This is a genomic window from Arthrobacter sp. P1_C12_2, assembly GCF_056406415.1.
On the sequence record NZ_JBFUAF010000005.1, the window covers coordinates 125,590 to 152,265 of the forward strand.

The 26,676-nt window shown below is 68.2% G+C and carries 24 protein-coding genes; 5 read left to right on the forward strand and 19 right to left on the reverse strand.

Annotated elements, in window-relative coordinates:
* Positions 1-96: 96 nt before the first annotated feature.
* Both AC1DZQ_RS07600 and AC1DZQ_RS07605 read left to right on the forward strand, forming a co-directional pair.
* On the forward strand, positions 97-825 hold the full coding sequence (locus AC1DZQ_RS07600) for a VIT1/CCC1 transporter family protein (RefSeq protein ID WP_476962938.1): 729 nt from the start codon (positions 97-99) through the stop codon (positions 823-825).
* Positions 826-892: 67 nt separating this feature from the next.
* On the forward strand, positions 893-1,984 hold the full coding sequence (locus AC1DZQ_RS07605; protein ID WP_476962939.1) for an aminoglycoside phosphotransferase family protein: 1,092 nt from the start codon (positions 893-895) through the stop codon (positions 1,982-1,984).
* Here the strand turns inward: AC1DZQ_RS07605 and AC1DZQ_RS07610 are convergent.
* The 10 genes from AC1DZQ_RS07610 to dxr form a co-directional block, all read right to left on the reverse strand.
* The gene (locus tag AC1DZQ_RS07610) at positions 1,981-3,393 is read right to left on the reverse strand and encodes a pyridoxal phosphate-dependent decarboxylase family protein (RefSeq protein WP_476962940.1); all 1,413 of its coding nucleotides are present in this window, start codon (positions 3,391-3,393) and stop codon (positions 1,981-1,983) included. The two genes, AC1DZQ_RS07605 and AC1DZQ_RS07610, sit on opposite strands and share 4 nt — an antisense overlap.
* A gap of 65 nt (positions 3,394-3,458) precedes the next feature.
* Positions 3,459-4,253, reverse strand: coding sequence for a sulfite exporter TauE/SafE family protein (locus tag AC1DZQ_RS07615; RefSeq protein ID WP_476962941.1), 795 nt, complete (start codon positions 4,251-4,253; stop codon positions 3,459-3,461).
* A gap of 19 nt (positions 4,254-4,272) precedes the next feature.
* Positions 4,273-6,084: a proline--tRNA ligase gene (locus AC1DZQ_RS07620; protein WP_476962942.1), complete on the reverse strand. Its 1,812-nt coding sequence runs from the start codon at positions 6,082-6,084 to the stop codon at positions 4,273-4,275.
* Positions 6,085-6,500: 416 nt separating this feature from the next.
* Complete coding sequence (locus AC1DZQ_RS07625; RefSeq protein WP_476962943.1) at positions 6,501-7,397, reverse strand: GNAT family N-acetyltransferase; 897 nt, start codon at positions 7,395-7,397, stop codon at positions 6,501-6,503.
* Positions 7,351-8,517: a flavodoxin-dependent (E)-4-hydroxy-3-methylbut-2-enyl-diphosphate synthase gene (ispG, locus tag AC1DZQ_RS07630; protein ID WP_028277109.1), complete on the reverse strand. Its 1,167-nt coding sequence runs from the start codon at positions 8,515-8,517 to the stop codon at positions 7,351-7,353. The genes AC1DZQ_RS07625 and ispG overlap by 47 nt, the downstream gene beginning before the upstream one ends.
* 48 nt (positions 8,518-8,565) lie before the next feature.
* Positions 8,566-8,856 carry a YciI family protein gene (locus AC1DZQ_RS07635; protein WP_476962944.1) on the reverse strand — a complete coding sequence of 97 codons (291 nt, stop codon included), beginning with the start codon at positions 8,854-8,856 and terminating at the stop codon, positions 8,566-8,568.
* A 59-nt stretch (positions 8,857-8,915) separates the two neighbouring features.
* Positions 8,916-9,488: a hypothetical protein gene (locus AC1DZQ_RS07640; RefSeq protein WP_476962945.1), complete on the reverse strand. Its 573-nt coding sequence runs from the start codon at positions 9,486-9,488 to the stop codon at positions 8,916-8,918.
* Positions 9,485-10,174, reverse strand: a complete 690-nt coding sequence (locus AC1DZQ_RS07645; protein WP_476962946.1) for a MarR family transcriptional regulator — start codon at positions 10,172-10,174, stop codon at positions 9,485-9,487. The genes AC1DZQ_RS07640 and AC1DZQ_RS07645 overlap by 4 nt, the downstream gene beginning before the upstream one ends.
* A 119-nt stretch (positions 10,175-10,293) precedes the next feature.
* Positions 10,294-11,625 carry a M50 family metallopeptidase gene (locus AC1DZQ_RS07650; RefSeq protein WP_476962947.1) on the reverse strand — a complete coding sequence of 444 codons (1,332 nt, stop codon included), beginning with the start codon at positions 11,623-11,625 and terminating at the stop codon, positions 10,294-10,296.
* An 18-nt stretch (positions 11,626-11,643) separates the two neighbouring features.
* Entirely contained in the window at positions 11,644-12,828 is a 1,185-nt protein-coding gene (dxr, locus tag AC1DZQ_RS07655) for a 1-deoxy-D-xylulose-5-phosphate reductoisomerase (protein WP_476962948.1), read from the reverse strand.
* Between the two features lie 165 nt (positions 12,829-12,993).
* Between dxr and AC1DZQ_RS07660 the strand changes: the two genes are divergently transcribed.
* Positions 12,994-14,472 carry a lipase maturation factor family protein gene (locus AC1DZQ_RS07660; protein ID WP_476962949.1) on the forward strand — a complete coding sequence of 493 codons (1,479 nt, stop codon included), beginning with the start codon at positions 12,994-12,996 and terminating at the stop codon, positions 14,470-14,472.
* A gap of 119 nt (positions 14,473-14,591) precedes the next feature.
* Here the strand turns inward: AC1DZQ_RS07660 and AC1DZQ_RS07665 are convergent, their stop codons facing one another.
* Genes AC1DZQ_RS07665 through AC1DZQ_RS07675 form a run of 3 tightly spaced genes read right to left on the reverse strand, consistent with a single transcriptional unit; the run spans position 14,592 to position 17,690 of the window.
* Complete coding sequence (locus AC1DZQ_RS07665; RefSeq protein ID WP_476962950.1) at positions 14,592-16,124, reverse strand: tripartite tricarboxylate transporter permease; 1,533 nt, start codon at positions 16,122-16,124, stop codon at positions 14,592-14,594.
* Complete coding sequence (locus AC1DZQ_RS07670; protein ID WP_476962951.1) at positions 16,117-16,656, reverse strand: tripartite tricarboxylate transporter TctB family protein; 540 nt, start codon at positions 16,654-16,656, stop codon at positions 16,117-16,119. Before AC1DZQ_RS07670 ends, AC1DZQ_RS07665 begins: the two co-directional genes overlap by 8 nt.
* Before the next feature lie 2 nt (positions 16,657-16,658).
* Positions 16,659-17,690 (reverse strand): Bug family tripartite tricarboxylate transporter substrate binding protein, encoded by a 1,032-nt coding sequence (locus tag AC1DZQ_RS07675; RefSeq protein ID WP_476962952.1) that lies wholly within the window; start codon positions 17,688-17,690, stop codon positions 16,659-16,661.
* Between the two features lie 172 nt (positions 17,691-17,862).
* Between AC1DZQ_RS07675 and AC1DZQ_RS07680 the strand changes: the two genes are divergently transcribed.
* Positions 17,863-19,443 (forward strand): ATP-binding protein, encoded by a 1,581-nt coding sequence (locus AC1DZQ_RS07680; RefSeq protein WP_476962953.1) that lies wholly within the window; start codon positions 17,863-17,865, stop codon positions 19,441-19,443.
* Positions 19,440-20,174, forward strand: coding sequence for a response regulator (locus AC1DZQ_RS07685; RefSeq protein ID WP_476962954.1), 735 nt, complete (start codon positions 19,440-19,442; stop codon positions 20,172-20,174). The genes AC1DZQ_RS07680 and AC1DZQ_RS07685 overlap by 4 nt, the downstream gene beginning before the upstream one ends.
* A gap of 11 nt (positions 20,175-20,185) precedes the next feature.
* Here the strand turns inward: AC1DZQ_RS07685 and AC1DZQ_RS07690 are convergent, their stop codons facing one another.
* The 6 genes from AC1DZQ_RS07690 to AC1DZQ_RS07715 all read right to left on the reverse strand — a co-directional run bounded on the left by AC1DZQ_RS07690 (position 20,186) and on the right by AC1DZQ_RS07715 (position 26,671).
* Complete coding sequence (locus AC1DZQ_RS07690) at positions 20,186-21,028, reverse strand: HpcH/HpaI aldolase/citrate lyase family protein (protein ID WP_476962955.1); 843 nt, start codon at positions 21,026-21,028, stop codon at positions 20,186-20,188.
* Positions 21,025-21,585, reverse strand: a complete 561-nt coding sequence (locus tag AC1DZQ_RS07695; RefSeq protein WP_476962956.1) for a MaoC family dehydratase — start codon at positions 21,583-21,585, stop codon at positions 21,025-21,027. Before AC1DZQ_RS07695 ends, AC1DZQ_RS07690 begins: the two co-directional genes overlap by 4 nt.
* The gene (locus AC1DZQ_RS07700) at positions 21,582-22,343 is read right to left on the reverse strand and encodes a CoA transferase subunit B (protein WP_476962957.1); all 762 of its coding nucleotides are present in this window, start codon (positions 22,341-22,343) and stop codon (positions 21,582-21,584) included. The genes AC1DZQ_RS07695 and AC1DZQ_RS07700 overlap by 4 nt, the downstream gene beginning before the upstream one ends.
* Before the next feature lie 2 nt (positions 22,344-22,345).
* Complete coding sequence (locus AC1DZQ_RS07705; protein WP_476962958.1) at positions 22,346-23,146, reverse strand: CoA transferase subunit A; 801 nt, start codon at positions 23,144-23,146, stop codon at positions 22,346-22,348.
* 19 nt (positions 23,147-23,165) lie between these two features.
* The gene (locus tag AC1DZQ_RS07710) at positions 23,166-24,329 is read right to left on the reverse strand and encodes an acyl-CoA dehydrogenase family protein (RefSeq protein WP_476962959.1); all 1,164 of its coding nucleotides are present in this window, start codon (positions 24,327-24,329) and stop codon (positions 23,166-23,168) included.
* A gap of 131 nt (positions 24,330-24,460) precedes the next feature.
* A complete protein-coding gene (locus AC1DZQ_RS07715; protein ID WP_476962960.1) occupies positions 24,461-26,671 on the reverse strand; it encodes an acetyl/propionyl/methylcrotonyl-CoA carboxylase subunit alpha in 2,211 nt (736 codons plus the stop codon).
* Between the last annotated feature and the right edge of the window lie 5 nt (positions 26,672-26,676).

Sequence of the window (26,676 nt, forward strand, 5' to 3'; positions counted from 1 at the left end):
CGCAGCAGCCAGGTTGAGGGCCGGGGCAAGCCTCGGCTAATTTTGGTAAGCCTTGGAATACTGGCAAGGCCCCGGCCCTGGTGCTTTGCTGTAGGCATGGACACCACCGGCCCCGCAACTCTTCATGAGAACGAGCCCCACCACAACGACCTCGCGCACCGGCTCAATTGGCTCCGCGCGGGCGTCCTGGGGGCCAATGACGGCATCGTCTCTGTCGCCGCGATCGTCGTCGGCGTCGCGGGCGCCACTACCGAGACCGGACCAATCCTGCTTGCGGGCATCGCGGGGGTGGTGGGCGGCACTATTTCGATGTCGCTCGGTGAATATGTCTCCGTCAGCAGCCAGAAGGACAGCCAGCGTGCCTTGATCGAGAAGGAGCGCCGGGAACTGCAGGAACAGCCGGAGGAAGAGCTCGAGGAACTCGCGGCGATCTACCAGGGCAAGGGCCTCAGCCCCGCGACCGCACGGACGGTGGCCAGGGAACTGACGGCCCACGATGCCCTCGGCGCCCACCTCTCTGCCGAACTCAACATTGACGAGACCGACATCGTGAGTCCGTGGCACGCGGCGTTCGCTTCCGCCCTCGCGTTCCTCATCGGTGCGGTCCTGCCCATGATGGCCATCCTGCTGCCGCCGGAAAGCATCAGGATCCCCTTGACCTTCGTGGCTGTGCTCGTGGCGTTAGCGGCCACCGGGGCCGTGGGCGCGTGGATTGGCGGCGGCTCAAAGCTCAAGGCAGCCATCCGTGTCGTGATTGGCGGCGCCGCGGCGCTGGTGGCCACGTTCGCGATTGGCAGCGCGCTCGGCGCGAGCGGAATCGTCTAGGGCCGCCGCGGCCCACAAGACACCCGCCAGGCCGCCGGCATCCACTCTGGCACCTACGATAGGTCCCGTGAGCCTGATCCCAGACGTCCCCATTCCGCACGATCTTTCCCGCCGCTACAGCCACACGCCTGCGGGACGTGCCTGGCTGGCCTCACTTCCTGGCCTGATCGGACAATTACTCGATCAGTGGGACCTGGAGCCGGACTTGGAACCGGGCGCCCTGCCCTGGAACGGTCACGGCGGCGTCGTCATCCCCGTGCGGCGCCGGGACGTGGATGGGTCCCCCGGCAACGGCGGGGAAGCCGTACTGAAGGTGGCTTTTCCGCATGAGGAGGCCACCCGCGAACACCATGCCCTCGCCCTGTGGGGAGGCCATGGCGCCGTCAGGCTGCTGGCCGCCGACGCCGGATCCTGCGCCCTGCTCCTCGAGCGCCTGGACGCCTGCCGCTCCCTCCTGGATGTCCCGCTGGACACGGCGGTGACGGTCTGGGGCGGCGTGGTCCGCCAGCTCAGCGTGGTCCCGGACAGCCGGCCGGAGTGGCTGGAAATCGATCACGTGGCGGCGCGGGCCGAGCGGTGGAGCGATGAATTCCCGGAGGCGTGGGAGCACCTGGGGCGGCCGTTTCCACGTTGGTTGCTCGAGGCGGCGCTGGAGGTCTGCCAGACCCGCGGCGCCGTCGGCAGGCGGTCCGGCAGGGACGTCCTGGTCCACGCGGACCTGCACTACCTGAACATCCTGGCCCGGCAGGAAACACCGGCGGGGCCGGAGGCGGGAACCCGGAAGGAAACACCGGCGGGGCCGGGACCGTACGCTGCGATTGACCCCCAGCCCATGATCGGCGAGGCGGAGTTCGCCGTGGCCCCGGTGCTGTGGAACAGGATCCGGGAACTGCCACAGCAGGATCCCGGGCGGGCGCTGCTCGCGCGGTGCGGGGATTTCAGTGCCGCAGCCGGTCTCGACGCCGAGGCCGCCCGGCAGTGGAGCTTGGCGCGCGAGGTGGAGAACGCCCTCTGGTATGCCTCGCAGCGTCACCACGACGGCGATCTGGCCCGTTCGCTGTGGGTGGCGAGCACACTGGCGGGCCGGACGCTTCCCGGCCTGCCCGCTCCGCAGGAGCTCCCGGCGCCCGGGGAAGCCGCCGGGATGGCGGGCGGCTAGCCCCGCACGGCCGCCAGCGCGTCGCGGACGGCGTCGACGGCGACTCTGACATCGGCGTCGTCCGTGCTCCAGTTGCTCACTGAAATCCGCAGGATATCGCGGTCCTGCCAGCGTGAGCCGGACATCCAGACCCGGCCATCGCCCATGACCCGTTCCGTCACGGCGCGCGTCACGGCGTCGTCCCCGAACGCCAGGGACACCTGGGTGTAGTCGACGTCGTTGAGCACCTCGACGCCGTCCAGCGCCGCGAGCTCTTCGGCCAACTGCGCGGCCCGGTGCACGAGCGTGCGGACCTGGCTGGCGACGCCGTCGCGGCCCAGGGATTTCAGCGCCGCCCACACCGGCACGCCCCGCGCTCGGCGCGAGAGCTCGGGCACTCTTTCGGACGGGTCCCCGGCCCCGTCTGCGGCCTGGATCAGGTAGATGGCGTACAGCCCCATCGCCGAACGCAGGGCGCGGGCGTCACGCACGATCACGATCCCGCAGTCGTAGGGGACATTGAGGGTCTTGTGCGCATCCGTTCCCCACGAATCGGCCAGGCCGAGTCCCGCGGTCAGGGCGGACAGTTCGGGCACGGCGGCCGCCCAGAGCCCGAACGCCCCGTCCACGTGCACCCAGGCGCCATGCGCCTTCGCGATGGCGATGGCCTCGGCTAAGGGGTCGAAGGCGCCCGAATGCAGGTTGCCGGCCTGCAGGCACACGAGGGCCGGGACCGGGCGGCCGCCCTCCCCCGCGCTGATCGCAAGGTCCAGTGCGCAGTCCAGCTCGGCCGGGATGATGCGCCCCTGGCGGTCGGAGGGCACAACAGTGGGACGTCCGAGGCCCAGATAGCGCAGCCCGAGGTCGATCGTTTCGTGGCGCTCCTGCCCCACGAAGCAGCGGATCCGGGGCGCACCGGCGAGGCCGTCGCCGTCGAGGTCCCAGCCGGCATCGGCCATGAGCCGCCAGCGGGCGGCGGCGAGTCCGGTGAAGTTGGCCATGGTGGCGCCGGTGGCAAAGCCGACGTCGGACTCTTCGGGCAGACCCAGCAGCTCCAGGATCCATTTGCCGGCGGCTTCCTCGATCGCGGCGGTAGCGGGCGTGGCGAAGCGCAGCCCCGTGTTCTGGTCCCAGGCGCTGAGCAGCCAGTCCGCCGCCAAGGCGGCCGGCAGTGTGCCGCCGATGACCCAGCCGAAGAACCGCCCGGACGGCATGGCCATCAGCCCGGGTTCGGCCTTGGCCGCGAGATAGTCCACCACCTCCACGGCCGGCATCCCCCGTTGGGGCAGCGGGCCGCCGAAGTCGGCCGCGAGCTCGGCCGCCGTGGCCTGCGGCCCGATGCGGCGTGTTCCCTGGCTCTCGAGCCACCGGCGCGCGTGCCCGGCCGCGGCCTCGAGGGCATCCCGGTAGCGTTCCTCACTTGCCGACATAGCTGCATGCTACGCCCGGGACCAGCGGACCGGGAGTCCCTGGCGGGCACTGCCGGACCAGCGGCTTAGGACAGGTTGTCCTGCCAGACGTCGGAGCCGAGCTTGATGATCAGCGCGCCCACCACCACCAGGAACACGATCCGAATGAATTTGCTCCCCTGCCGGACGGCAGTGCGGGCACCGAGGTAGCCGCCGGCCATGTTCGCCATGCCCAGCAGCAGCCCGAGCCCCCACAGCACGGCGCCGTGCGGCACGAAGAACAGCAGGGCACCGGCGTTGGTGGCCACGTTCACGATCTTGGCCTTGGCGCTGGCCTCCAGGAAGGCGTAGCCCATGGCCGAGACGAGGGCGATGATCAGGAACGAGCCGGTGCCGGGACCGATCAGGCCGTCATAGAAGCCGATCACGCCGCCGATCAGGCAGGCCACCACGTAATGCCGGTGCCCCGCGTGGCGCAGCTTGGTCAGCTCACCGATGCCGGGCTGGAAGGCGGTGAAAAGCGCGACGGCGATCAGCGCCACCACGATGATCGGCTTGAAGACGCTGGCCGGCAGGTTGGCGGCCAGCGCCGCACCGCCGTAGCTGCCCGCCAACGCGATCGCCGCCATGGGCAGGGCAGTGCGCAGATCGGGCCGGACGCGGCGGTAGTACGTGGCCGCGCTCGTGCTGGTGCCGAAGATGGACCCCATCTTGTTGGTTGCCAGCGCCTGGACCGGGCTGATGCCCGGCACCAGGAGCATCGCCGGGAGCTGGATGAGTCCGCCGCCACCGACGACGGCGTCCACCCAGCCCGCGGCCAGGCCGGCCACGACGATCAGGATGACGGTTCCGAGCTGAATCGACTCGAGTCCGGAGACCACTACCGGGAGCGGCGGAGCATCAGCTGTTGCGCACGGCGTTGACCACGTAGTCAACAGCCTTGTCAACGGCTACATTCTCGGCATTGCCGCTGCGGCGGTCCTTGATTTCCACGACGCCGTCCACGAGTCCGCGCCCGACGGCGAGGATGGTGGGGACGCCGACGAGCTCGGCGTCGCCGAACTTCACGCCGGGGGAAACCTTGGGGCGGTCGTCATAGATGACGTCGAGGCCGGCAGCCTCGAGCTCCAGGGACAGCTTCTCGGCGGCGGCGAAGATTTCCTCGCCGCGGCCCACGGCCACAACGTGGACGTCGGCCGGGGCGACGGCGCGCGGCCACACGAGGCCCCTGTCGTCATGGTTGGACTCGGCCAGGGCTGCGACGGCGCGGGTGACGCCGACACCGTAGGAACCCATGGTCACCACCACCTGCTTGCCGTTCTGGTCCAGGACCTTCAAGTCCAGGGCTGCGGCGTACTTCCGGCCCAGCTGGAAGATGTGACCCATTTCGATGCCGCGGGCGGTTTCGAGCGGTCCGGAACCGTCGGGCGCCTCGTCGCCGGCGCGCACGTCGGTGCACTCGATGACGCCGTCCCAGCCGAAGTCGCGTCCGGCGACGAGGCCGAAGACGTGCTTGCCGGCCTCGTTGGCGCCGGTGACCCAGGCGGAGCCGCTGACGACGCGGGGATCCACGAGGTAGAGCATCTTTGCGGCGCCCTCGGTGCCCAGCAGCGGCGCGTCCAGGGACATGCCGGGGCCGAGGTAGCCCTTCACGATCAGGGGCTGCTTCTTGAGGTCGTCGTCATTGGCGGCTTCGAGCGTGATTTCGCCGGCAATCGGCAGGAAAGACCCGATGTTCGCTTCGACGCGCTTGAGGTCAACGCCGCGGTCGCCGGGGAGGCCGATGACGACGAGCTGGCGTTCGCCGGTCGGCAGCGTCACGGCGAGGACGACGTTCTTGAGCGTGTCCGCGGCGGTCCAGGCACCGCCGTCGGCCTCTGCCCGCGGGACGAGGACGTTGGCGGCGTCGACGAGCGTTTCGATGGTGGGGGTGTCCGGGGTGTCCCGGATTTCGGCGGCCGGGGCATTGCTGAAGTCGATGTCCGCCGGGACCACGGTGGTGACGGCCTCGACGTTGGCCGCGTAGCCGCCGGCCGAGCGCACGAAGGTGTCCTCGCCGATCTCGGTGGGGTGCAGGAATTCCTCGCTCTTGGACCCGCCCATGGCGCCGGCGGTGGCAGCAACCGGAATCACCTCGAGGCCGAGGCGCTCGAAGATCTTCAGGTACGCGCCGCGGTGGGCGGCGTAGCTGTCGTCCAGGCCGGCGTCGTCGACGTCGAAGGAGTAGGAATCCTTCATGATGAATTCGCGGCCGCGCAGCAGGCCCGCGCGGGGACGCGCCTCGTCACGGTACTTGTTCTGGATCTGGTAGAGGCTCAGCGGCAGGTCCTTGTACGAGGAGTACAGGTCCTTGACCAGCAGGGTGAACATTTCCTCGTGCGTGGGGGCCAGGAGGTAGTCGTTGCCCTTGCGGTCCTTGAGCCGGAAGATGCCCTCGCCGTATTCGGTCCAGCGGTTCGTCGCCTCGTAGGGTTCCTTGGGCAGCAGCGCCGGGAAGTGGACTTCCTGGGCTCCGATGGCGGTCATTTCCTCGCGGATGACCTGCTCCACCTTGCGCAGCACACTCAGCCCCAGCGGCAGCCAGGTGTAGATGCCGGGCGCGGCCCGCCGGATGTAGCCGGCACGGACCAGGAGCCGGTGGCTGGCCACCTCGGCGTCGGCGGGATCTTCGCGCAGGGTGCGCAGGAACAGCTTGGAGAGTCGAAGGACCACAGGTGGGGTATCCGTTTCTGGGGAAGTGCGGGCAAAGCCTAAGAAAAGCATCTAGGTACTAATCTACCGTCCGGAGCGCACCCCTTCGCCGCGCAGGCACTTGGCAGCACATGGAAGAGCCACGCCATAACTCATGGAAGCCCCTGGCCGTTTCCAGCTGGTCATCCCGTCATGGCGTGGCTCCCGTGGCCCCAGCACCCCCAGATCTCAGGCTGTGAGCTACTTGGTGTCGTCTCCAGGCGTTGCCTCCCCCCGGAAATTGCGCTGGGGAAGGTGCGCGCCTATGCGACACGGCTAGGTAGAACTTATGTGACATGGGGCCGGGAAGCAATAGTCTGCAACCGGATATTTTGGGCATGTCGTTGCGGGTCCTTTGCGGGGCGCCCAGCAGTTTACTTTCCGGCCGACGCTGCCCGCTAGAAGAGCACCGTAGCGAACGTGCCCGCTTGGCGGAAGCCCACCCGATCGTAGGTGGCGCGCGCCTTGGCGTTGAAGCCGTTGACGTACAGGCTGGTGACCGGCGCGAGGGTCTGGGCGAGGACGACGACGGCGGCCATGTACCCCGCGCTCAGTCCCAGTCCGCGGAACTCGGGATTCATCCAGACACCCTGGACCTGGGTCACTTCCGGCGTGACGGCGCCGAGTTCAGCCTTGAAGACCACATCACCGGCGGCGTTCACATGGACCAGGGAATGGCCTTGGCGGATGAGGCTCTTGACGCGCCGGCTGTAATACTCCCTGCCGCCAAGGTAGGGCGAATAGCCCACTTCTTCCTCGAACATCGCGGCGCACGCGGGCAGGATCTTGTCGAAGTCAGCCAGCTGGCCGAAGCCGAGTGCGGGCTCGGGCCGGACAGCGGGCGGGCCTGAGATCGTCAGCAGGGGCTGGTGGTCCCGGACTTCATGGGCGGTTTGGCCGAGCTGCTCCAGTGCCGTGTAGATGGCCAGGACAGTTTCGGCGGGGCCAAAGATCGAGGCGTAGCGGCGCCCGGAGCGGTGCGCGGCCATGGCAATGAGGCCGGCGAGCTCGGGCGCCAGCTCGATCGGCACCAGGTTGGCGCCGGCCCAGCAGGCGCCCAGGAGGCTGCCGCCGTCGAACACGCCAAGAATGCTGGCGCCCCCGGCCGTGGGAGACGCCGTACCGGCGGCCTCCAGGTGCGAGAGGATGAAGACATTGGCGACGGCGTCCCGGTGCGCCAGCGCCAGCAGTTGTCCGGTGTCGGCGCCACCCAGGACCCGCACGACGACGCCGGGAGCGGCGTCGTCCCTACGAGACGCTAACCACGGGGCTACCTTTGACAGCATCTTCGCCATCGGCGTCCCCCATCTCTTCAGCGATTCGCATGGCTTCTTCGATCAGTGTCTCAACAATCTGATCCTCCGGGACAGTCTTGATGACCTCGCCCCGGACAAAGATCTGGCCCTTGCCGTTGCCCGAGGCAACGCCGAGATCGGCCTCGCGGGCCTCGCCGGGACCATTGACTACGCAGCCCATGACCGCCACGCGCAGCGGGACTTCCATGCCTTCCAGGCCCGCGGTGACCTGCTCGGCGAGGGTGTAGACGTCCACCTGGGCGCGGCCGCAGGACGGACAGGAGACGATTTCCAGCTTGCGAGGGCGCAGGTTGAGCGACTGCAGGATCTGGTTGCCCACCTTGATTTCCTCGACCGGCGGGGCCGAGAGGGAGACGCGGATGGTGTCGCCGATCCCGCGGGAGAGCAGGGCGCCAAACGCCGTGGCGGACTTGATGGTGCCCTGGAAGGCCGGTCCGGCCTCGGTGACGCCGAGGTGCAGGGGCCAGTCGCCCTTTTCGGCCAGCATCTCGTAGGCGGCAACCATGATGACCGGGTCGTTGTGCTTGACGGAGATCTTGAAGTCGTGGAAGCCGTGCTCTTCGAAGAGCGAGGCTTCCCAGACAGCGGATTCCACGAGGGCCTCCGGGGTGGCCTTGCCGTATTTCTTCATGATGCCGGGTTCCAGGGATCCGGCGTTGACGCCGATCCGGATGGAGGTGCCGTGGTCCTTTGCGGCCCGGGCGATCTCCTTGACCTGGTCATCGAACTTGCGGATGTTGCCCGGGTTCACGCGCACGGCGGCACAGCCGGCCTCGATCGCGGCGAAGACGTACTTCGGCTGGAAGTGGATGTCCGCGATCACCGGGATCTGGGACTTCTTGGCGATGATCGGCAGCGCCTCGGCGTCATCGGCGGACGGGCAGGCGACGCGCACGATGTCGCAGCCGGAGGCCGTGAGTTCCGCGATCTGCTGCAAGGTGGCGTTGATGTCGGTCGTCGGCGTCGTGGTCATGGACTGGACGCTGATGGGCGAATCGGAGCCGACGCCCACGGATCCCACCTTGATCTGGCGCGTCTTGCGGCGGGGGGCAAGGACGGGGGGCGGTGCTGACGGCATTCCCAGGCTGACCGAGGTCACATGGACTCCCTAATAGATTCGAAGTTGCGAAGGTGTGGGCGGGACGGGCTAGGCGTGCTCGGCCAGCAGGCCGGTCAGCGGCGCCCACACGGTGGTGCGCGTGCCCGAGATGGCACCGGCGGTGGCGAAGGGGTCCTGCCGCAGAAGGTTATTCAGGGCTGCCTCGTCCGCCGCCTTGAAGATGAGCAGTGCGCCTGCACCGTCGCCGTAGGGGCCGCTGGCCAGCAGGGCGCCCTCGAGGGCAAGTCCCGCCGTCCATTCGCGGTGAGCCGGGCGGCTGGCATCGCGGACCTCGGATGATTCGGCGTCGTACACGTACTCCACAGCAAAAACAGTCATACGGATACACTATCGCCCCGCTTGCCCGGTTCCCATCCGGAGGCGCCGGGGCACGGGTCTCAGCCGAGGAAGAGGACCTTGGCCAGGGCGGCGACTCCGGCCGCCCAGAGCATGGAGGTGAGGGTCCCGATGATGAACCGCTCGGCGGCGACCGGGGTGGCCTTCAACTCGGCAAACCGGCCGAGGCCCTTGATGGCCACGACATACGCGATGGCGACGGGCTGGCCGGCCAGGACTGCCATGCACACGGCGAACCGTTCCAGGATGCCAATAATGGCGCCGCCGCGCAGGATGCGCGCGCTGCTGACGGTATCGGCGGCCGGCGGCGCGGGCGGGCCGGCGGCCGGTGCGRCCGCCGGCGCGGGCGCTGCGGTGTCCGGCCCGGGCGCTGCGGTGTCCGACCCGGCCGGCCCGGCCGGTGCGGCCTCCTGTATTTCGGGGTCCGTGGTGGAGTCGGCGGAGGGGTCCTCTGCCGCGTCGCCGCCGGGAGTGACCGCCGTGCCGGCAGCGGCGCCGCTTCCGGCGTCGGCCCGGTCATCAATGGTCCGGGCAAGACGGAACACCGAGGCAGTGACCGGCCAGCCGACGAATCCTGCGGTGAGCAGGGCCAGCGTGATCCAGAGGGCGTTCACTTTTCTCCTTCGATGCTGTCGTGGGCGAGTGTCAGCAACAATTCTGCCGCCGGCCTCGCCGCCCATTCTTCCTGCCAGCCCGAGCGAAGGACGGCGCGGCTCACCGACTGCTCCGTGATTGCGAGTTTCTGCGCTGCAATTTTTTGGGTGCCGTGGGTTCCGTGGGTGTCGTGCCGCACCGAGCGCAGCACGTCCACCACCTTCCACTGCGCCGCGGTCCGGTCCTGGACCAGGCGACCAATCAGTCGGAGCACCGCCTCTGCATTGGCGCAGGCCTTGGCCCCCTGGGACCCGTTTGCGCCGTCCGCTGCCGCACTTGCTGCATTTGCCCGACGGCGGTCGCGGCCGGCGACCACGGCGAGCGGCACATGGGCGGCTGCCCCTTTGGCCCGGTCAACGGCGGCCCGGGCTGCCACGAAGGCGGGGCCGGAGCCTTCGCGCGAGCTGGCGGGCAGCGGCAGGTCCACCTCCCCCACCCCGATTCCGACGTACCAGCGGCCGCTGCGCAGGGCGTGCAGGGCGATCTCCACCACCTCGTCCGCCCGTTCCACGACGCCCTGGACCTCGTCGCCCACCGAGCGCTCAAAGCGCCCGGCGGTGGAGAGTGCGCTGAGTTCCTTCAGGAGGCCGGGGACCCGGTCGACGTCGCCCGTGCTGCCGCGCTGGTCGATTGTCATGACGTACATAACCCCAGCCTAGGGAGGTGATCGCGAATAATCAACCATTTTCAACTGATTACTTAAAATAAGCTGAAATAGGCTTAGATGTGATAGTCAGCGGAATTTGGCTGGAATGCCAGCCGGCACTATCCGAAGAGGTTGACCGGTTTGACGATGTCCGCGTAGATCAGCAGCGCTCCCATGCCCATCAGCAGCACCGCCACCACATAGGTCACCGGGAGCAGCTTGGCGATATCGAAGGCGCCGGGGTCCGGGCGGCCGGCGAGCTTGGCGATCTGGCGGCGGGCCCCCTCATACAGCGCGCCCGCGATGTGGCCGCCGTCGAGCGGCAGCAGCGGAATGAGGTTGAAGACGGCCAGGGCGAAGTTGAGCCCGGCCAGCAAACCCACCAGGGCGGCGAAGCGGGACTGCAGCGGGACCTCCTCCATGGCGGCAACCTCGCCGGCCACGCGGCCCACGCCCACCACGCTGATGGGGCCGTTGGGATCGCGGGGTTCCTCGCTGAAGGCGGCCTTGGCCACCCCGGCCACGCGCGCCGGCAGGTTCACCACCACGCCGGCAACCTGCGTGATGTTCTCCCCCGCCATGGGCAGCACGGACGACGCCGGCTGCTGCACGAGTGCCGTCTGGGCGCCGATGCCCAGGAAGCCGACGTCCTGGTACTGGAGGCTTCCGTCAGCGGCCTTGGCCTGACGGCCGTCGGGACCGAGCACCGGGCGGGCGGAGAGCACGGGCGTGACGGTGGTGGAGACCGTGGCGCCGCCGCGCTCCACGGTGATGCTGACCTGCCTGCCCGCCGAGGCGCGGATCCAGCCGGTGAGTTCGTCCCACCTGGTGACGGCCTTGCCGTCGAAGGAGGTGATGGTGTCGTTCGGCAACAGGCCCGCGGCCGCGGCGGGGGTGGGCTTGCAGTCGGCGGAGTCCGGGTCCACGGTCTCGCCGGCCTTGACCTGGCACTTGGAGACGTCCGCGATCGTGGTGGTCTGGCTGGCGGTGCCGAATCCCATCAGGAGCACCGCGGTCAACACGACGCCGATCAGCAGGTTCATCGCGGGCCCGCCGAGCATGATGATGATCTTTTTCCAGACCGGCAGCCGGTAGAAGACCCGGCTTGCGTCGTCCGGGCCGATTTCCTCGTGGGCCAGGGAACGGGCATCGGATGCCAGCGACTGGAACATGCCGGTGCTGGAGGTGCGGACGGTGCCGTCTTCCTTGTTCGGCGGATACATCCCGATCATGGACACGTAGCCGCCCAGCGGGATGGCCTTGAGGCCGTATTCGGTTTCGCCCTTCCGCTTCGACCAGACGGTGGGTCCGAAGCCGATCATGTACTTGGTCACGCGGACCTTGAACAGCTTGGCCGGGAGCAGGTGCCCGACTTCGTGCAGGGCAATGGATGCCGCGATGCCGATCGCCACAAAGACGACACCGAGGATAAAGAGGAGGACGGGGCTCATACTGTGATCTGCTGCTTCCTAGACGCTTCTGACGGCTAAACGTTCGTGGGTGCGGGCGCGTGCCCATCTTTCAGCATCCAGCACGGACTCCACCGTCAGCCCGGAGGAGCCTGTGTGTTCGCTGAGGACGGCGTCGATGGTGTCGACGATGTCGGTGAACCGGATCTGCCCGGCGTGGAAGGCCATCACCGCTTCCTCGTTCGCGGCATTGAACACGGCCGGGAAGGTGCTGCCCTGCGTGGCGGCGGCCTTGGCGAGGGCGACGGCGGGGAATGCCACGGCGTCCAGCGGCTCGAACGTCCAGCTGGTGGCCTTGCTCCAGTCGCAGGGGCTGGCGGATCCGGGGACGCGGTCCGGCCAGCCAAGGCCGAGGGCAATGGGCAGGCGCATGTCCGGCGGCGAGGCCTGGGCGATCGTGGAGCCGTCGACGAACTGGACCATGGAGTGCACCACGGACTGCGGGTGGACCACCACGTCGATCTTCTCCAGGGGGATGTCGAAGAGCAGGTGCGCCTCGATCACCTCCAGGCCCTTGTTGACCAGGCTTGCGGAGTTGGTGGTGACCATCAGGCCCATGTCCCAGGTGGGGTGAGCGAGGGCGTCTTGCGGCGAGACGTCGTGCAGCTCGTCCCGGGTCTTGCCGCGGAACGGGCCGCCCGATGCCGTCAGGATCAGCCGGTCCACTTCCGCGGCGGAGCCGGAGCGCAGGCATTGGGCAATGGCCGAGTGCTCCGAATCCACGGGGACGATCTGCCCTTCGCGGGCCGCGGCCTTGACCAGGGCACCGCCGACAATCAGGGACTCCTTGTTGGCCAGCGCCAGCGTGGCGCCGGCTCCGAGCGCTGCCAGGGTGGGGGCCAGCCCGATCGATCCGGTGATGCCGTTGAGGACGACGTCGGCGCTGATTTCGGCAATCCGTGTGGAAGCGTCCGGGCCGGTGATGATCTCGGGACGGTAGCCCGTCACTGAAGCCGCGCGGGCGGCGTCGTCGATCAGGTCCCGGAGGGCGGAGGCGTCCCCGGAGGCGACGCCGACGGCCTGGGCGCGGGTGTGGACGGCCTGCCGGGCCAGGAGTTCGAGGTTGCCGCCGCCGGCGCTGAGCGCCACGACCTCAAAAAGGTGCGGGGCGCCGTCGACGACGTCGATCGCCTGCGTGCCGATGGAACCGGTGGACCCGAGGAGGACGATTTTGCGCGGCTGCATGATTCAAGTATCCCGCACCGCGCCGGTGCGCCGCGTTCCCCCCGAATTGGCATGTCACGGCAGCCGCGGCGCGCAAGAATGCCGCGAAGTGCCAACTCGACGCAGGCCTGGTTCGGCCTGCCGCCACTCGTTGACGCCGGGGACCGGAGGCGTAACGTGGAAATCGTGGAGTGGACCGCGTGGTTCGACGCGCCGGAGTACGAGTTCGCCCGGCAGGTGCTGCAGCGCAGCACCGCCACCCTCTACTTCGTGGCCTTCCTCTCCTCGCTCAACCAGTTCCCGGCCCTCCTCGGCGAGCGCGGCCTTTTGCCGGTGCCGGCGTATCTGGAAGGCTTCAACCGCCTGGGCCGGCCGAGCCTGTTCCGCTGGCGTTATTCGGACCGGCTGCTGCGCACGGTGTGCTGGAGCGGCATGGCCATTGCCGCCACGCTCATCGCCGGGCTGCCCCAGCTCGGCCCGCCGTGGGTTCCGCTCATCGCGTTCCTTGCCCTGTGGCTGCTGTACATGTCGATCGTGAACGTGGGACAGACGTTCTACGGCTTCGGCTGGGAGATGCTGCTGCTGGAGGCCGGGTTCACGGTGGCCTTCCTCGGCTCCGACCAGACTCCCCCGCCCCGGACCATCCTGATCCTGCTGGTCTGGCTGGTGTTCCGGCTGGAGTTCGGCGCCGGCCTGATCAAGATCCGGGGCGGCCCGGAGTGGCGGGACCTGACGGCCCTGTACTACCACCACGAGACCCAGCCGATGCCGGGGCCGCTGAGCCGGCAGGCCCATCTGCTCCCCAAGGCCTGGCACCGGCTGGAGGTCCTGGGCAACCACTTCGCCCAACTGGTGGTGCCGTTCTYCCTCTTTGCCCCGCAGCCGCTGGGCAGCGCCGCCGCCGGGATCATCATCTTCACCCAGCTGTGGCTGGTGACGAGCGGAAATTTCGCCTGGCTGAACTGGATGGCGATCATCCTGGCCTTCGCCGCGGTCAGCGATCCCGTGGCGCACGCCGTGATTCCGGCGATCCCGCTGGACTGGCATGCCGTGCCCGCAGGAGCAGGAGCAGAGGCCGGCGCCGGCAGCCAGGCGCCGGTTCCATGGCTCGTCGTGGTCCTGGTCGCCACCGTGCTGCTGGTGGTGCTCAGCTACCGGCCCATCGAGAACCTCTTCTCCCACCACCAGCTGATGAACGCATCCTTCAACCGCTGGCAGCTGGTGAACACCTACGGCGCGTTCGGCACTGTCACGAAGCGGCGGATCGAGATCGTGGTGGAGGGGACCCTTGACCCGGATCCAGGGGACGACGCGGAGTGGCGGGAGTATGGGTTCAAGGGCAAGCCGGGCGACGTCCGGCGCATCCCGCGCCAGTATGCCCCGTACCACCTGCGGCTGGACTGGCTGATGTGGTTCCTGCCGCTGCGTACCGTGCACGAGGAGTGGTTCTACGCGTTCCTGGCCAAGCTGCTGGCGGCGGACCGGCCCACGCTGCGGCTGCTGCGCCACGACCCGTTCGACGGCGGACGGCCGCACTGGGTGCGTGCCAGCAGCTACCTCTACCGTTTCGCCACCCGGGCCGAGTTCCGTGCGACGGGCCAGCGCTGGATCCGGACTGAGCTGTATGTCGTCATCCCGCCGTCGCGGCTGCCGCCGGTAAAGTGAGCCCGCGTTCCTGGCGGCCCAGCGCCGGCCGGTGCGATCTCGTGCGGCCGTTGGACGCAGATGGCCGGAATGGGGTCACCATTCCGGCCATCTGCGGCAAGTCAGTGGAACGTTCGCGCCTACACGGACACCTCTTCCTTCGCCGGTGCAGCCTCCACCGTTGTCTGGCGTCGGCGCAGCCACCACGAGGCGACGAAGATCAGCGCCATGGAGACGTACACCACCAAGGCGAACGGCGAGGAGAACAGGGCCGTGGGGTCGTTTTGTGAAAGCTGCAGCGAGCGTCGCAACTGCACCTCGAACATCGGTCCCAGGATCATCGCCACCACCATGGGCGCCACGGGATAGCCGTAGCGGCGCATGAAGTAGCCCAGGATGCCCACCACCAGCAGGATGCCGACGTCGCTCGGGGAGAAGTTCACCGAGAAGGCGCCGAGGGCGGCGAAGACCAGGATGCCCGCGTAGAGGTAGGGCCGCGGGATCTGCAGGATCTTCACCCACAGGCCCACCAGAGGCAGGTTCAGCACCAGCAGCATGAGGTTGCCGACATACAGGGAGGCGATCAGGGTCCAGACAAGCGCCCCCTGGTTTTCGAACAGGAGCGGGCCGGGCTGGATCTGGTAGCGCTGGAATGCCGTGAGCATCATGGCCGCCGTCGCCGTCGTCGGGATTCCGAGGGTCAGCAACGGCACCAGGACACCGGCGGCCGCGGCGTTGTTGGCCGCTTCCGGTCCCGCCACGCCTTCGATCGCGCCCTTGCCGAACTGGGCCTTGTTGGCGCCCTTGGCCAGCTTCCGCTCGGCCGCGTAGGACAGGAACGTGGAGACGTCCGCGCCGCCTGCCGGGACAGTGCCGATCGGGAACCCGATGAAGGTTCCGCGCAGCCACGGCTTCCAGGACCGCTTCCAGTCCTCCTTGGACAACCAGGCGTTCTTGCCCTTGCTGACCGGGATCAGTTCCACCGGGCCGTGCCGCAGCTTGGAGGCAACGTAAAGCGCCTCGCCGAGGGCAAAGAGGCCCACGGCCACCAGGACCATGTCGATGCCGTCCACCAGGGTGGGGTTGTCGAACGTGAAGCGCTGCTGGGCGGTGCTGTCATCGATCCCGATCAGGCCGATGAACAGCCCGAGGGCCAGGGAGGCCAGGCCGCGCAGGACTGAGGCGCCCAACAGCGCACCGACGGTCAGGAAGGCCACCACCATGAGGGCCACGTAGTCCACGGGGCCGAGGCCTACGGCGAAGTCGGCCACGACGGGCGCCAGGAAGGTCAGCAGGACCGTGGCGATGGTCCCGGCGATGAAGGATCCGATCGCCGCCGTCGCCAGGGCTGCCGCTCCCCTGCCGGCCTTGGCCATCTTGTTTCCCTCGAGAGCCGTGACGATCGAGGAGGATTCGCCCGGCGTGTTCAGGAGGATGGAGGTGGTGGAACCGCCGTACATGCCGCCGTAGTAAATCCCGGCGAACACGATCAGCGCCGCGGCAGGGTCCAGGGCATAGGTGATGGGCATGAGCAGGGCCACGGTCATGGCGGGGCCGATGCCGGGGAGCACGCCGACGGCGGTGCCGACGAAGACCCCGCCCAGGGCGTAGAGCAGGTAGACGGGCTGGAGCGCGGTGGAGAATCCTTCGAGCAGGAGCATGAAGCTATCCATGGAAGAACGGCACCCCCTCGAGCAGCGGCCCCGGCGGCAGGGAAACACCGAGCAGGCCGCCGAAGACGTACTGCAGCACCAGCGCCAGGATCACGGACACGGTGATCGCCTTCCAGAGGGGTTTGGCGTCCAGGGACCAGGCGGCACCGCTGAAGAGCATGGCGGCGGCCACCGGCCAGCCGGCCGGCTCGATCAGGAAGATGTGCAGCACCACGAAGCCCACCAGTTTGGCCAGGGCCACCCAGTCGGTCTTGGCGGTCGCGTCCAGGTCTTCGCTGTCCTCGGCCTGCCCGACTTTGCCGCGGAGGACCTGCAGGACCACCCCGGCGCCGCACAGCACCAGCATGCCGCACACGATGTAGGGGAAGGCGCGCGGGCCGATGCCGGTCTCCGACGGCGGGATCGGAATGGATCCCGCCGTCGCCAGGCCCGCGACGCCCACGCTGACGAATACGAGGGCGAACAGGATCTCCCCGGTCGGCCGTTTGGCGGGCGCCGCGACGGGAGACGACGTTGATACGAGGGAAGACACTGTTACTTGACCAGGCCGATCTGGGTCAGCGTGGTCTTGACCTTGGCGATGTCCTCGGTCAGGAAGGTCTTGAAGCCGTCCCCGGCCAGGAACGCGTCGTCCCAATTGTTCTTCGTCAGGGTGGACTTCCAGGCCTCGGACGCGTGCAGTTTGGTGACGACGTCGGTCAGCTTCGCGCGCTGGGCGTCGTCGATGGAGCCGGGCGCCACCACGCCGCGCCAGTTGGTCAGGACGACGTCGATCCCCTGGTCTTTGAGCGGCTTGACGCCGGGAAGCGCCGGGGCCTCGGCCTTGCCGGAGACGGCGAGCGCCCGGACCTTGCCGGCCTTGACCTGTTCGGCGTACTCACCCACACCGGAGATGCCGGCCTGGACCTTGTTGCCAAGCAGCGCCGCGATGGACTCCCCGCCGCCGGAGTAGCCGATGTAGTTCAGCTTGTCCGCCTCCACGCCCTGGGATTTCAGGATCTGCCCGGCCAGGATGTGGTCCGCGCCGCCGGCCGAGCCGCCGGTGATGGCCACGCCCTTGCCGTTGGCCTTGATGTCCGCGACGAGGTCGGCGACGGACTGGTACTTCGACGACGCCGGCACCACGAGGACCAGCGGCTCTTCGGTGAGCCGCGCGATCGGGGTGGTGTCTTCGAGCCGGGTCTTGGCGGCGTTGGTCTCGACTGCACCCACCATGACGTAGCCCATCACCATGAGGGTGTTGATGTCCTTCTCGGTGGCAAGCTTGGCAAGGCCGTTGGTTCCGCCGCCGCCGCCGATGTTCGTGACCTGGGCGGAGGAGACGAGCTTGTTGGTCTGCAGGTCCTGCTGCATGGCGCGTCCGGTCTGGTCCCAGCCGCCGCCCGGGTTGGCCGGGACAATGATGCTGAGCTTCTTGATCGGGTCTGCGCCAGCGGCCGCGCCGGCGGCGGTGCCGGTCCCGCTTCCTGCGCAGGCGGACATGGCCAGGACGACTCCGGCGGCTCCGGCAATGAGGGCGGCGCGGCGGGTGTGGGTGGGCCGCGTGAAAAAGTTCTGCGAAGTCATGGTTTCTCCTTGAGCGAATGTGATGCACATCATTGGAATCACGTCACTGACCCTAGGAGCGGCCAGCGAAGGGCAACAGCATTTGGCCTTAGAGGTAGTAGTGGTCATATTGGTCACGGCCGCAGCCGGCTTTTTGGCGGGCGGGCTGCGTTCCCAATGGGAAACTTGTGACATGTTTCACAGGATTCCCCTTCGGTTCCAGCTGGTCGCATTGCAGCTGGGCATAGTCCTGGTTGTCCTCACGGCGGTGGGGGCCGTGACCATCCGGATGCAGGAAAAACAGCTCCGGGACGCCTACAAGGGCCGGCTGATCGGCGTGGCCGAAAGTGTGGCCCAACTGCCCTCCGTCATCCACGCGTTCGGCACAACGTCGCCGGCGCAGACCATCCAGCCGATCGCCGAAGTCATCCGGCAGGCATCCAATGTCACTTATGTGGTGGTGACAGACCGGCACGGGGTCCGGCAGTCACATCCCAATCCGGCGGAAATCGGCCGGCCGGTCTCCACTGATCCCTCAGTGCCCCTGTCCGGGGAGATCTACGTGGGTACCCAGACGGGCACCCTCGGCGAGTCCTGGCGGGTGAAGGTTCCCATCTTCGATGCGTCCCACACGGTGATCGGCTCCGCATCCGTAGGGGTGCTGGAGAGCACCTTGGCCGCCGACCTCCATGAGGACATGCCGCAGCTGTTCGGCTGGCTGCTCGGGGCGGCGCTGCTGAGTTCCCTCGGCGCGATGTACGTCTCGAAACTGGTGTGGCGGCGGATCTACAAGCTCGAGCCCGAGGACATAGCGGCCCTGTTGGAAACGCGCGACGCCATGCTCCACGGCCTGGGTGAAGGACTGGTGGCGGTGGACGCCGACGGCCGGATCGCCCTGGTCAATGACGAGGCACGCCGCCTGCTCGCGCTGGGAGGGGACATCACGGGGACGTCCGCCGCGGCGAGCCTGGAACCGGCGGTCCACCGCTTGCTCTCGGCCGGGTCCGCCACGGAGGAACTGGTGCTCTCGGGTGAGCGGATCCTACTGGGCAAGGTCAATGCGGCCACCGTCGACGGCCGCGAAGTCGGCAAAGTGCTGATCCTGCGCGACCGCACGGAGCTCCATACCGTCCTGCGTGACCGGGACGGCGCCGTGGACGTGACACAGGCCCTCCGCGCCCAGGCCCACGAGTTCGCCAACAAACTGCACGTCATTTCCGGGCTGCTGGAGCTCGGAAAGCAGGACAAGGCCATCGAATACCTGGGCCGCAGCCACAACGACGCCGTGTTCGCGAACCGGCCGCTGGCGCCCGGAATCACCGATCACGGGGTCCAGGCCCTGCTGATCGCCAAGTCCACGGTCTGCGCCGAGCGCGGCATCGAAATCATCGTCAGCCCGGATTCGCTGTGTTCCGCCGACGACTCCGGAGACGTCATCACGGTGCTGGGCAACCTGATCGACAACGCTGTGGACGCTGCGGGCTACGACAGCACTGTTGCCATCCGGCTGGGCGAAAGCGCCGACGGCGGCCGGACCATCGTGGTGGAGGACGACGGGCCCGGCGTCCCGGTTCCTGAACGCGCTAAAGTGTTCGAGCCCGGCGTGACCAGCAAAGAGGCCGAGGGAATCAACAGCCGCGGGTTTGGGCTGGCCCTGGTCCAGCGGATTGCCCTTCGGCGCGGAGGCCGCGCGGCGGTATCCTCATCGGCGTTGGGCGGAGCCTGCTTCTCGGTAGTGCTCAGGACAAAAGAGGCGGAACTACAGAAGCAATGAGCGCCATACGCACCCTCATCATTGACGATGACGTAGCAGTGGCCGGGATCCATCACGGGTTCCTGCTGGCACGCGGCGGATTCGACGTCGTGGCCATGGCCCACACCGGGCAACAGGGCATCGATCTGGCCGTCGAGCTGGGGCCGGAGCTGGTGTTGCTGGACATCCATCTGCCGGACATGTCCGGCCTGGACGTCCTGCAGCGGCTGCGCGCGCGCCGGCGGCCGGTGGATGTCCTCGTGATAACCGCGTCCCGGGAGCTTGACACGGTTCGGGGCGCGATGGCCGGCGGGGTGCTGCACTACCTGGTCAAGCCCTTCTCCTCGCAGGCATTGAACGAACGGCTCGACGAGTACGTCATGCTGCGGGACGATCTGGCCTCCGGCGGCGCCGGACCCCTGGACCAGGCAAGCATCGACCGGCTGGTGGCTCCCGCCCGCCGGTCCGCGGTGGCGGAAACCCCGGCGGGCCAATCTGCCCAGCCGGAACCGAGCCAGGCTGCCCCGCGGCTGCCCAAGGGACTGTCGCGCCCCACCCTGGACGCGGTCGTCGAGGCACTGAAGGCCAGTCCCGAGGACGTCTCCGCGGCCGGTCTGGCGCTGCAACTGGGCCTGTCCCGGGTCAGTGCCCGCCGATACCTCGAGTACCTCGTGGTTCACGGCCATGCCCGGCTGACGCCCCGCTACGGAGCCGCGGGCCGGCCGGAGAACCGCTACCTATGGCGGCGCTGAGGATGTGCTGGTCAGGACCCGACGCGGCCCGCGCGGCGCAGAGTGGACGCGGCGTGCTTGAGGATGGGCCCGTCGACCATCTTGCCCTTGAACTGGAAGACGCCCGAGCCTGCCGCGGAGGCTGCATCGAGCAGCTCGGCGGCCGCTGAGACGTCGGCCTCTGTGGGTGCGTAGGCTTCGCGGACCACCGCCACCTGGTCCGGGTGGATGCAGGCTTTCGAAGAGAATCCGGACGCCACCGCGTCACCGGCCTCGAGGGCCAGCCCGGCCAGATCCGGGATGTTGACGTAAACGGCGTCGATCGCGTCCTTGCCAAAGGCGCCGGCGGCCAGCAGCACGCTGGAACGGGCGTGCAGCGCGACGGCCCGGTAGCTGCCGTCCTCCGATCGGCTGGAAGTTCCGCCGAGCGACGCCAGCAGGTCCTCCGCGCCCCACATCAGGGCCACCACATTGGGCTCGGCGGCGATGGCGGCGGCGTTCAGGACGCCGGCGGCCGTCTCGCACAGGGCAATCACGCTGTAGCCCTCGAGCTCCTTCAGCTGGGCCGCGCTCTCCGCCTTGGCCAGCATGATGTGCCGGTACGGCGTGTGCTTGAGGCAGTGCAGGTCCTTCTCGAACTCGTCCGTGCCCGCGGGGTTGACCCGGACGATCGTGCGGCTGGGATCCAGTTCCGGGACGTCGCCGGTGGCGCCGAGTTGGGCGAGGATGGCGCCGCGGGCCCGCTGCTTGTCGGCGGGGGCGACGGCGTCCTCGAGGTCAACGATCACGGTATCGGAGCGTTCGGCGGCTTTCTGGTACCGCTCGGGGCGGTCGGCGGGGCAGAACAGCAGGGCAGGACCCATCAGGAAACTCATGTTTCTATTCTCCCCTTTTGCGCGGCGTCCAGCTCGGCAGCGGCGTGGGCCTCGCGTGTCCACATCAGGCAGCTGCGGGCGGCGAGCGCCACAACGTCGCCGTGCTGGTTCCGCCCGGTGTGCGCCATGGTGACAATGCCCTGGCCGGGGCGGGACGCGGACAGCCTCTTCCCGGTCACCACGGTCTCCGTGTACAGGGTGTCCCCGTGGTACAGCGGGTGCGGAAAGGACACATCCGTCAGGCCCAGCTGGGCGATGATGGTGCCCTGGGTCAGCTGCGGCACGGACTGGCCCACCACGGTGGCAAGGGTGAACATCGAATTCATCAGCCGCTGGCCAAACGGCTGCCCGGCGCTCCAGGCCGCGTCGAGGTGCAGGGCCTGGGTGTTCATGGTCATGGTGGTGAACAGGACGTTATCCGTCTCCGTGACCGTCCGGCCCGGCCGGTGGGCGTAGACCACGCCCTCCTCCAGCTCATCGAAATAGAGGCCGCGCTGCTCGATCACCCGGGGGGTGCCGGCAACGGGGCTTGAAGAGGATCGGTCTGCGTCACTCATACGGTCAATTCCTGGTCTTCCTCAAAGAGTTCGGCTCCGGTGGCCGCCACCACGTCCTCCACGGATACGCTCGGCGCCAGCTCCCGCAGCACCAGCCGGGACTTCCCGCCCTCGGTCACGACGTCGATCACGGCGAGGTCGGTGATGATCCGGTCCACGCAGCCCTTGCCGGTCAACGGCAGCGTGCAGGCTTCCACAATTTTCGGTTTGCCGTTGCGGTCCACGTGATCCATCATCACGATCACCTTCTTGGCCCCGAACACCAGGTCCATGGCGCCGCCCATGCCCTTGACCATCTTGCCCGGGATCATCCAGTTGGCGAGGTCGCCGTTGGCGGCGACCTCCATGGCGCCGAGCACGGCCACATCGACGTGGCCGCCCCGGATCATGCCGAAGGAGGCGGCGGAATCGAAGAACGCCGCACCCTTGTTGACCGTGACGGTTTCCTTGCCGGCATTGATCAGGTCCGGATCGACCTCGCCCTCGGCCGGGTACGGCCCGACCCCCAGGATGCCGTTCTCCGAATGCAGCACCACCTCGACGCCGGCGGGAATGTAGTTGGGTATCAGCGTCGGCATGCCGATGCCGAGGTTGACGTACTGGCCGTTGTGCAGTTCCTGCGCCACCCGGGCCGCGAGTTCATTGCGGGTCCAGCCCTTGCCCTCCACACCGGCGGGGTGTTCGAGCGCGGAGCGCCGGTATTCGTGGCGCACGGCCTCGGGACGGGGCGGGGCCTCTGGGGTTTTGTTCGTTTCCACGGCTATGCTCCTGCCTGCTCCGGCGACTGTTTTGGTGCGCCGGAGGCGCCGGTGGCCACCGCAACTGTCCGCTTCTCAATGCGTTTCTCGCCCTGCGGGGCCAGCACCACGCGCTGGACGAAGATGCCCGGAACGTGAACGTGCTCCGGGTCCAGCTCCCCCGGCTGCACGAGTTCTTCAACCTCGGCGATGGTGATCTTCCCTGCCATGGCGCACAGCGGGTTGAAATTCATGGCCGTGGCGTGGAAGACGAGGTTGCCGTGGCGGTCACCCTTCCAGGCGTGCACGAGGCCGAAGTCGGGCGTCAGTGACTCTTCCAGCACGTAGTCGGCGCCGTGGAAGCTGCGGACTTCCTTCGGGGCGGAGGCGATCGCGATGTTGCCCTCGGCGTCGTACTTCTGCGGCAGGCCGCCGTCGGACACCTGGGTGCCGACGCCGGCGGGGGTGTAGAACGCGGGAATGCCCGCGCCGCCGGCGCGCAGCTTTTCGGCCAGCGTGCCCTGCGGGGTGAGGACCACTTCCAGCTCGCCGGCAAGGTATTGCCGGGCGAACTCCTTGTTCTCCCCCACGTAGGAGCTGATGGTGCGCCGGATCCGGCCGTCCTTGAGCAGGATCCCGAGCCCCCAGTCATCGACGCCGCAGTTGTTGCTGACGGTTTCCAGATCCGTGGCACCCCGCTCGTGCAGGGCCTCGATAAGGGTCACGGGGATGCCGCACAGCCCGAACCCGCCCACGGCGAGGGAGGCGCCGTCGTGAATGTCCGCCACAGCTTCCGCAGCGCTGGCAACAACTTTGTTGATCATCGGGGATCCTTCCGGCCGGCTACAGTCCCAGTTCGCGGGCGATCAGCATCAGCTGGACCTCCGTGGTGCCTTCACCGACTTCAAGGATCTTGGAGTCGCGGTAGTGGCGTGCCACGGTGAATTCGTTGATGAAGCCATAGCCGCCGAACACCTGGGTGGCGTCCCGCGCGTTGTCCATGGCTGCCTCGCCTGCGACCATCTTAGCGATGGCCGCCTGCGTCTTGAACGGCTTGCCGGCAAGCATCCGGGAGGCCGCATCGTAGTAGGCCAGGCGGGCCGTGTGGGCGCGCGCTTCCATCCGGGCGATCTTGAACGCGATGGCCTGGTACTTGCCGATGTTTTGGCCGAACGCGCTGCGTTCCTTGGCGTATTTCACCGACAGGTCCACGCAGCCCTGGGCCGCGCCGACGGCCAGTGCCGCGATCGCGATCCGGCCCTCGTCCAGGATCGAGAGGAAGTTGGCGTAGCCGCGGCCCTGGGTGCCGAGCAGGTTTTCCTCGGGGACGTGGACGTTGTTCAGCGTCAGCGGGTGGGTGTCCGAGGCGTTCCAGCCGACCTTGTTGTAGGCCTTCTCCGCCTTGAAGCCAGGGGTGTTGGTGGGCACCAGGATCGTGGAGATTTCCTTCTTGATGCTGCCGTCCGCCCGTTCTTCCTGGCCGGTGACGGCTGTGACGGTGACGAGCTTGGTGATGTCCGTGCCGGAGTTGGTGATGAACTCCTTGTTGCCGTTGATGACCCACTCTCCGCCGCCCAGTTTGGCGGTGGTCTTCGTGCCGCCGGCGTCCGAGCCGGCTTCGGGCTCGGTCAGGCCGAAGCCGGCGAGGGCCTTGCCGGAGGCCAGCAGCGGCAGCCATTCCTGCTTCTGCGCCTCGTTGCCGAAGCGGTGGATCGGCATCGCGCCGAGGGAGACGCCGGCCTCGAGGGTGATCGCGACGGACTGGTCCACCCGGCCGAGCTGTTCCAGGGCCAGGGCCAGGGCGAAGTAGTCCCCGCCCATGCCGCCGAACTCTTCCGGGAACGGCAGGCCGAACAGGCCCATGTCCGCCATCTGGGAGACGACTTCGTAGGGGAAGCTGTGCTCTTCGTCGTGCTTGGCGGAGACCGGGGCCACCACTTCGTCGGCGAATTCGCGGACGGTGTCGCTGAGGATCTGGTAGTCCTCGCTGAGTTCAAAATCTGCCATGGGAGTGACTCCTGTTTCTGAGGTACATCTGTGGTCTGTTGAAAGTGTTGTTGCGCTGGGTCGAAAAAGCCGTGTTCAAAAAGTCGGGTTCAGCGGCGGGTGGTGATTCCGCCTGCGTCACTACGGTGCGTTCATTCGGCCGCGCCCATCGCGATGACGGCTTCCTCGATCGTGTCCTCGGCTTTCGAAGGTGCCGCCGGGACAGCGGGATGGATCGTCGCCAGCACCTGGTCTGCCCTGACGAGGTCGCCGGAGCCGACGCTGATGTGGACGGTTCCGTCGAGGGGCGCCACCAGCTGGTGCTCCATCTTCATGGCTTCCACCGAGACAAGGACCTGGCCGGCCTCCACGGTGTCACCGTTGCTGACCGATACCGACACCACGGTGCCGGGCATCGGCGAGCGCACCGCCGGATCGGCGGCGCCTTCCTCGCGTTCGATCGCGGCCAGCACCCGGATTAGCCGGGTCTCCCGGGTGAGCACCTCCAGGCGGCAGGACCAGCCCTCGTTGCCGAGGAAGAGCTCCGTGGGCGCCGGGTTGTCCTGGCCTGGGCGGACGGGTCCCTTTGACACAGCCACGAGCGAATAATCCCGGGCCTCGCCGCCGAGAGTCACCTCTGCGTGGTTGCGTTTGGGGAAGCGAAGTGACGCCGTGCGCTGCGGCCCGCCGTCGACCGCCACTGTCGCGGTGCCCTCCCCCACGGCGCCGGACACCTCAACCGTGACGACACCGCCGTCGGGCGTGCCAAGGCTGATCCGCCGTGGGGCGCGGGCACCAAGCCTCCAACCGTCCCGGAGCTCCCACGGGCCCTTCCCCGGGACCTGCGCATCATGCTCCTGCGCGGCAGCGGCGTAGACGGCAGCGGCAGCCACCTCGAAGTCGCCCACACGCCGGAACGAGAACTCCGGCATCTTGCGTTCGATCAGGCCCGTGTCGAGCCGCCCGGCCCGGACGTCGGCGTCGTTGATCAGCAGCCGCAGGTACTCGACGTTCGTGTCGATGCCCAGCGCCGTGTAGCCGGCGAGCGCCCGGTCCAGGGTGTCGAGGGCCTCGGTGCGGTCCTGGCCCCACGCGATGACCTTGGAGATCATCGGGTCGTAGCTGGAGGAGATTTCCAGGTCCTCCAGCAGGGCCGAATCGACCCGGACTTTGCCATCTGTGTCACCGGAGACTTCGTCCAGCAGCAGGACCTTGCCCGTGGACGGCAGGAAGTTCTTCTCCGGGACTTCCGCGTAGACGCGTGCCTCCACCGAGTGGCCGGTGAGGACGACGTCGGCCTGGGTGACCGTGAGTTCCTCGCCGGCGGCGATGCGGACCTGCCATTCAACGAGGTCGATGCCCGTGACCATCTCGGTGACGGGGTGTTCGACCTGCAGGCGGGTGTTCATCTCCATGAAGAAGAACTCCTCCGGGGCGTTGTCCGAAACCAGGAATTCCACCGTGCCGGCGCCGGAGTAGTTGACGCTGCGCGCTGCCTGGCAGGCGGCCTCGCCGAGACGGGCCCGGATTGCCGCGCCGTCGGGCAGGGACTCCAGCAGCGGGGACGGGGCTTCCTCGATGACCTTCTGGTGGCGGCGCTGCAGCGAGCATTCGCGCTCCCCGAGGTGGATGACGTTGCCGTGGTTGTCGGCGAGGATCTGGACCTCGATGTGGCGCGGGGTGAGCACGAGCCGTTCCAGGAAAAGGGTGTCGTCGCCGAAGGCGCTGGCCGCGACCCGGCGGGCGGTGGTCAGGGTGGCTTCGAGGTCCTCGGCGCGTTCGACAATGTGCATGCCCTTGCCGCCGCCGCCGGCGGAAGGCTTGATCAGCAGCGGGAAGCCGACGCCGGCCGCTGCCTTGATCAGCTGGGCGTCCGTCATGCCGGGTTCGGCGATGCCCGGGACCACCGGGACGCCATAGCCGGTGACGTGGTTTTTGGAGCGGATCTTGTCGCCCATGACGTTCAGGGAATCGACGCCGGGGCCGATGAACGTGATGCCGGCAGCCTCCAGGGCGCGGGCGAAGTCGACGTTCTCGCTCAGGAAGCCGTAGCCCGGGTGGACGGCCTCGGCGCCGGTGTCGCGGCAGGCCTTCAGGATGGCCTCGATCTTCAGGTAGCTCTCGGCGGCGGCAGCCGGGCCGATCCGCACCGCGACGTCGGCTTCTTTCACGTGCCGGGCGCCGGCGTCGGCGTCGGAATAGACGGCGACCGAACGGATCCCCAGGGCGCGCAGGGTCCGGATGACGCGGCAGGCGATCTCGCCGCGGTTGGCGACGAGCACGGTGCCGAACAGCGGAGTGCCGGAGGTGGGGGTGGCTGGAGGAGTGGCCACGGAAGGGGTGGCAGGCGAAGAGATGGTCATTGCTG

Excerpts from the sequence above, each read along its gene's own strand:
- AC1DZQ_RS07600 (WP_476962938.1), top strand. The coding sequence starts at position 97 with ATGGACACCACCGGCCCCGCAACTCTTCATGAGAACGAGCCCCACCAC.
- AC1DZQ_RS07680 (WP_476962953.1), top strand. The coding sequence starts at position 17,863 with ATGTTTCACAGGATTCCCCTTCGGTTCCAGCTGGTCGCATTGCAGCTG.
- AC1DZQ_RS07675 (WP_476962952.1), bottom strand. The coding sequence starts at position 17,690 with ATGACTTCGCAGAACTTTTTCACGCGGCCCACCCACACCCGCCGCGCC.
- AC1DZQ_RS07710 (WP_476962959.1), bottom strand. The coding sequence starts at position 24,329 with ATGGCAGATTTTGAACTCAGCGAGGACTACCAGATCCTCAGCGACACC.
- AC1DZQ_RS07610 (WP_476962940.1), bottom strand. The coding sequence starts at position 3,393 with ATGTCGGCAAGTGAGGAACGCTACCGGGATGCCCTCGAGGCCGCGGCC.
- AC1DZQ_RS07635 (WP_476962944.1), bottom strand. The coding sequence starts at position 8,856 with ATGACTGTTTTTGCTGTGGAGTACGTGTACGACGCCGAATCATCCGAG.
- AC1DZQ_RS07685 (WP_476962954.1), top strand. The coding sequence starts at position 19,440 with ATGAGCGCCATACGCACCCTCATCATTGACGATGACGTAGCAGTGGCC.
- AC1DZQ_RS07690 (WP_476962955.1), bottom strand. The coding sequence starts at position 21,028 with ATGAGTTTCCTGATGGGTCCTGCCCTGCTGTTCTGCCCCGCCGACCGC.
- AC1DZQ_RS07715 (WP_476962960.1), bottom strand. The coding sequence starts at position 26,671 with ATGACCATCTCTTCGCCTGCCACCCCTTCCGTGGCCACTCCTCCAGCC.
- AC1DZQ_RS07695 (WP_476962956.1), bottom strand. The coding sequence starts at position 21,585 with ATGAGTGACGCAGACCGATCCTCTTCAAGCCCCGTTGCCGGCACCCCC.
- AC1DZQ_RS07705 (WP_476962958.1), bottom strand. The coding sequence starts at position 23,146 with ATGATCAACAAAGTTGTTGCCAGCGCTGCGGAAGCTGTGGCGGACATT.
- AC1DZQ_RS07645 (WP_476962946.1), bottom strand. The coding sequence starts at position 10,174 with ATGTACGTCATGACAATCGACCAGCGCGGCAGCACGGGCGACGTCGAC.
- AC1DZQ_RS07650 (WP_476962947.1), bottom strand. The coding sequence starts at position 11,625 with ATGAGCCCCGTCCTCCTCTTTATCCTCGGTGTCGTCTTTGTGGCGATC.
- dxr (WP_476962948.1), bottom strand. The coding sequence starts at position 12,828 with ATGCAGCCGCGCAAAATCGTCCTCCTCGGGTCCACCGGTTCCATCGGC.
- AC1DZQ_RS07665 (WP_476962950.1), bottom strand. The coding sequence starts at position 16,124 with ATGGATAGCTTCATGCTCCTGCTCGAAGGATTCTCCACCGCGCTCCAG.
- AC1DZQ_RS07625 (WP_476962943.1), bottom strand. The coding sequence starts at position 7,397 with ATGGCGAAGATGCTGTCAAAGGTAGCCCCGTGGTTAGCGTCTCGTAGG.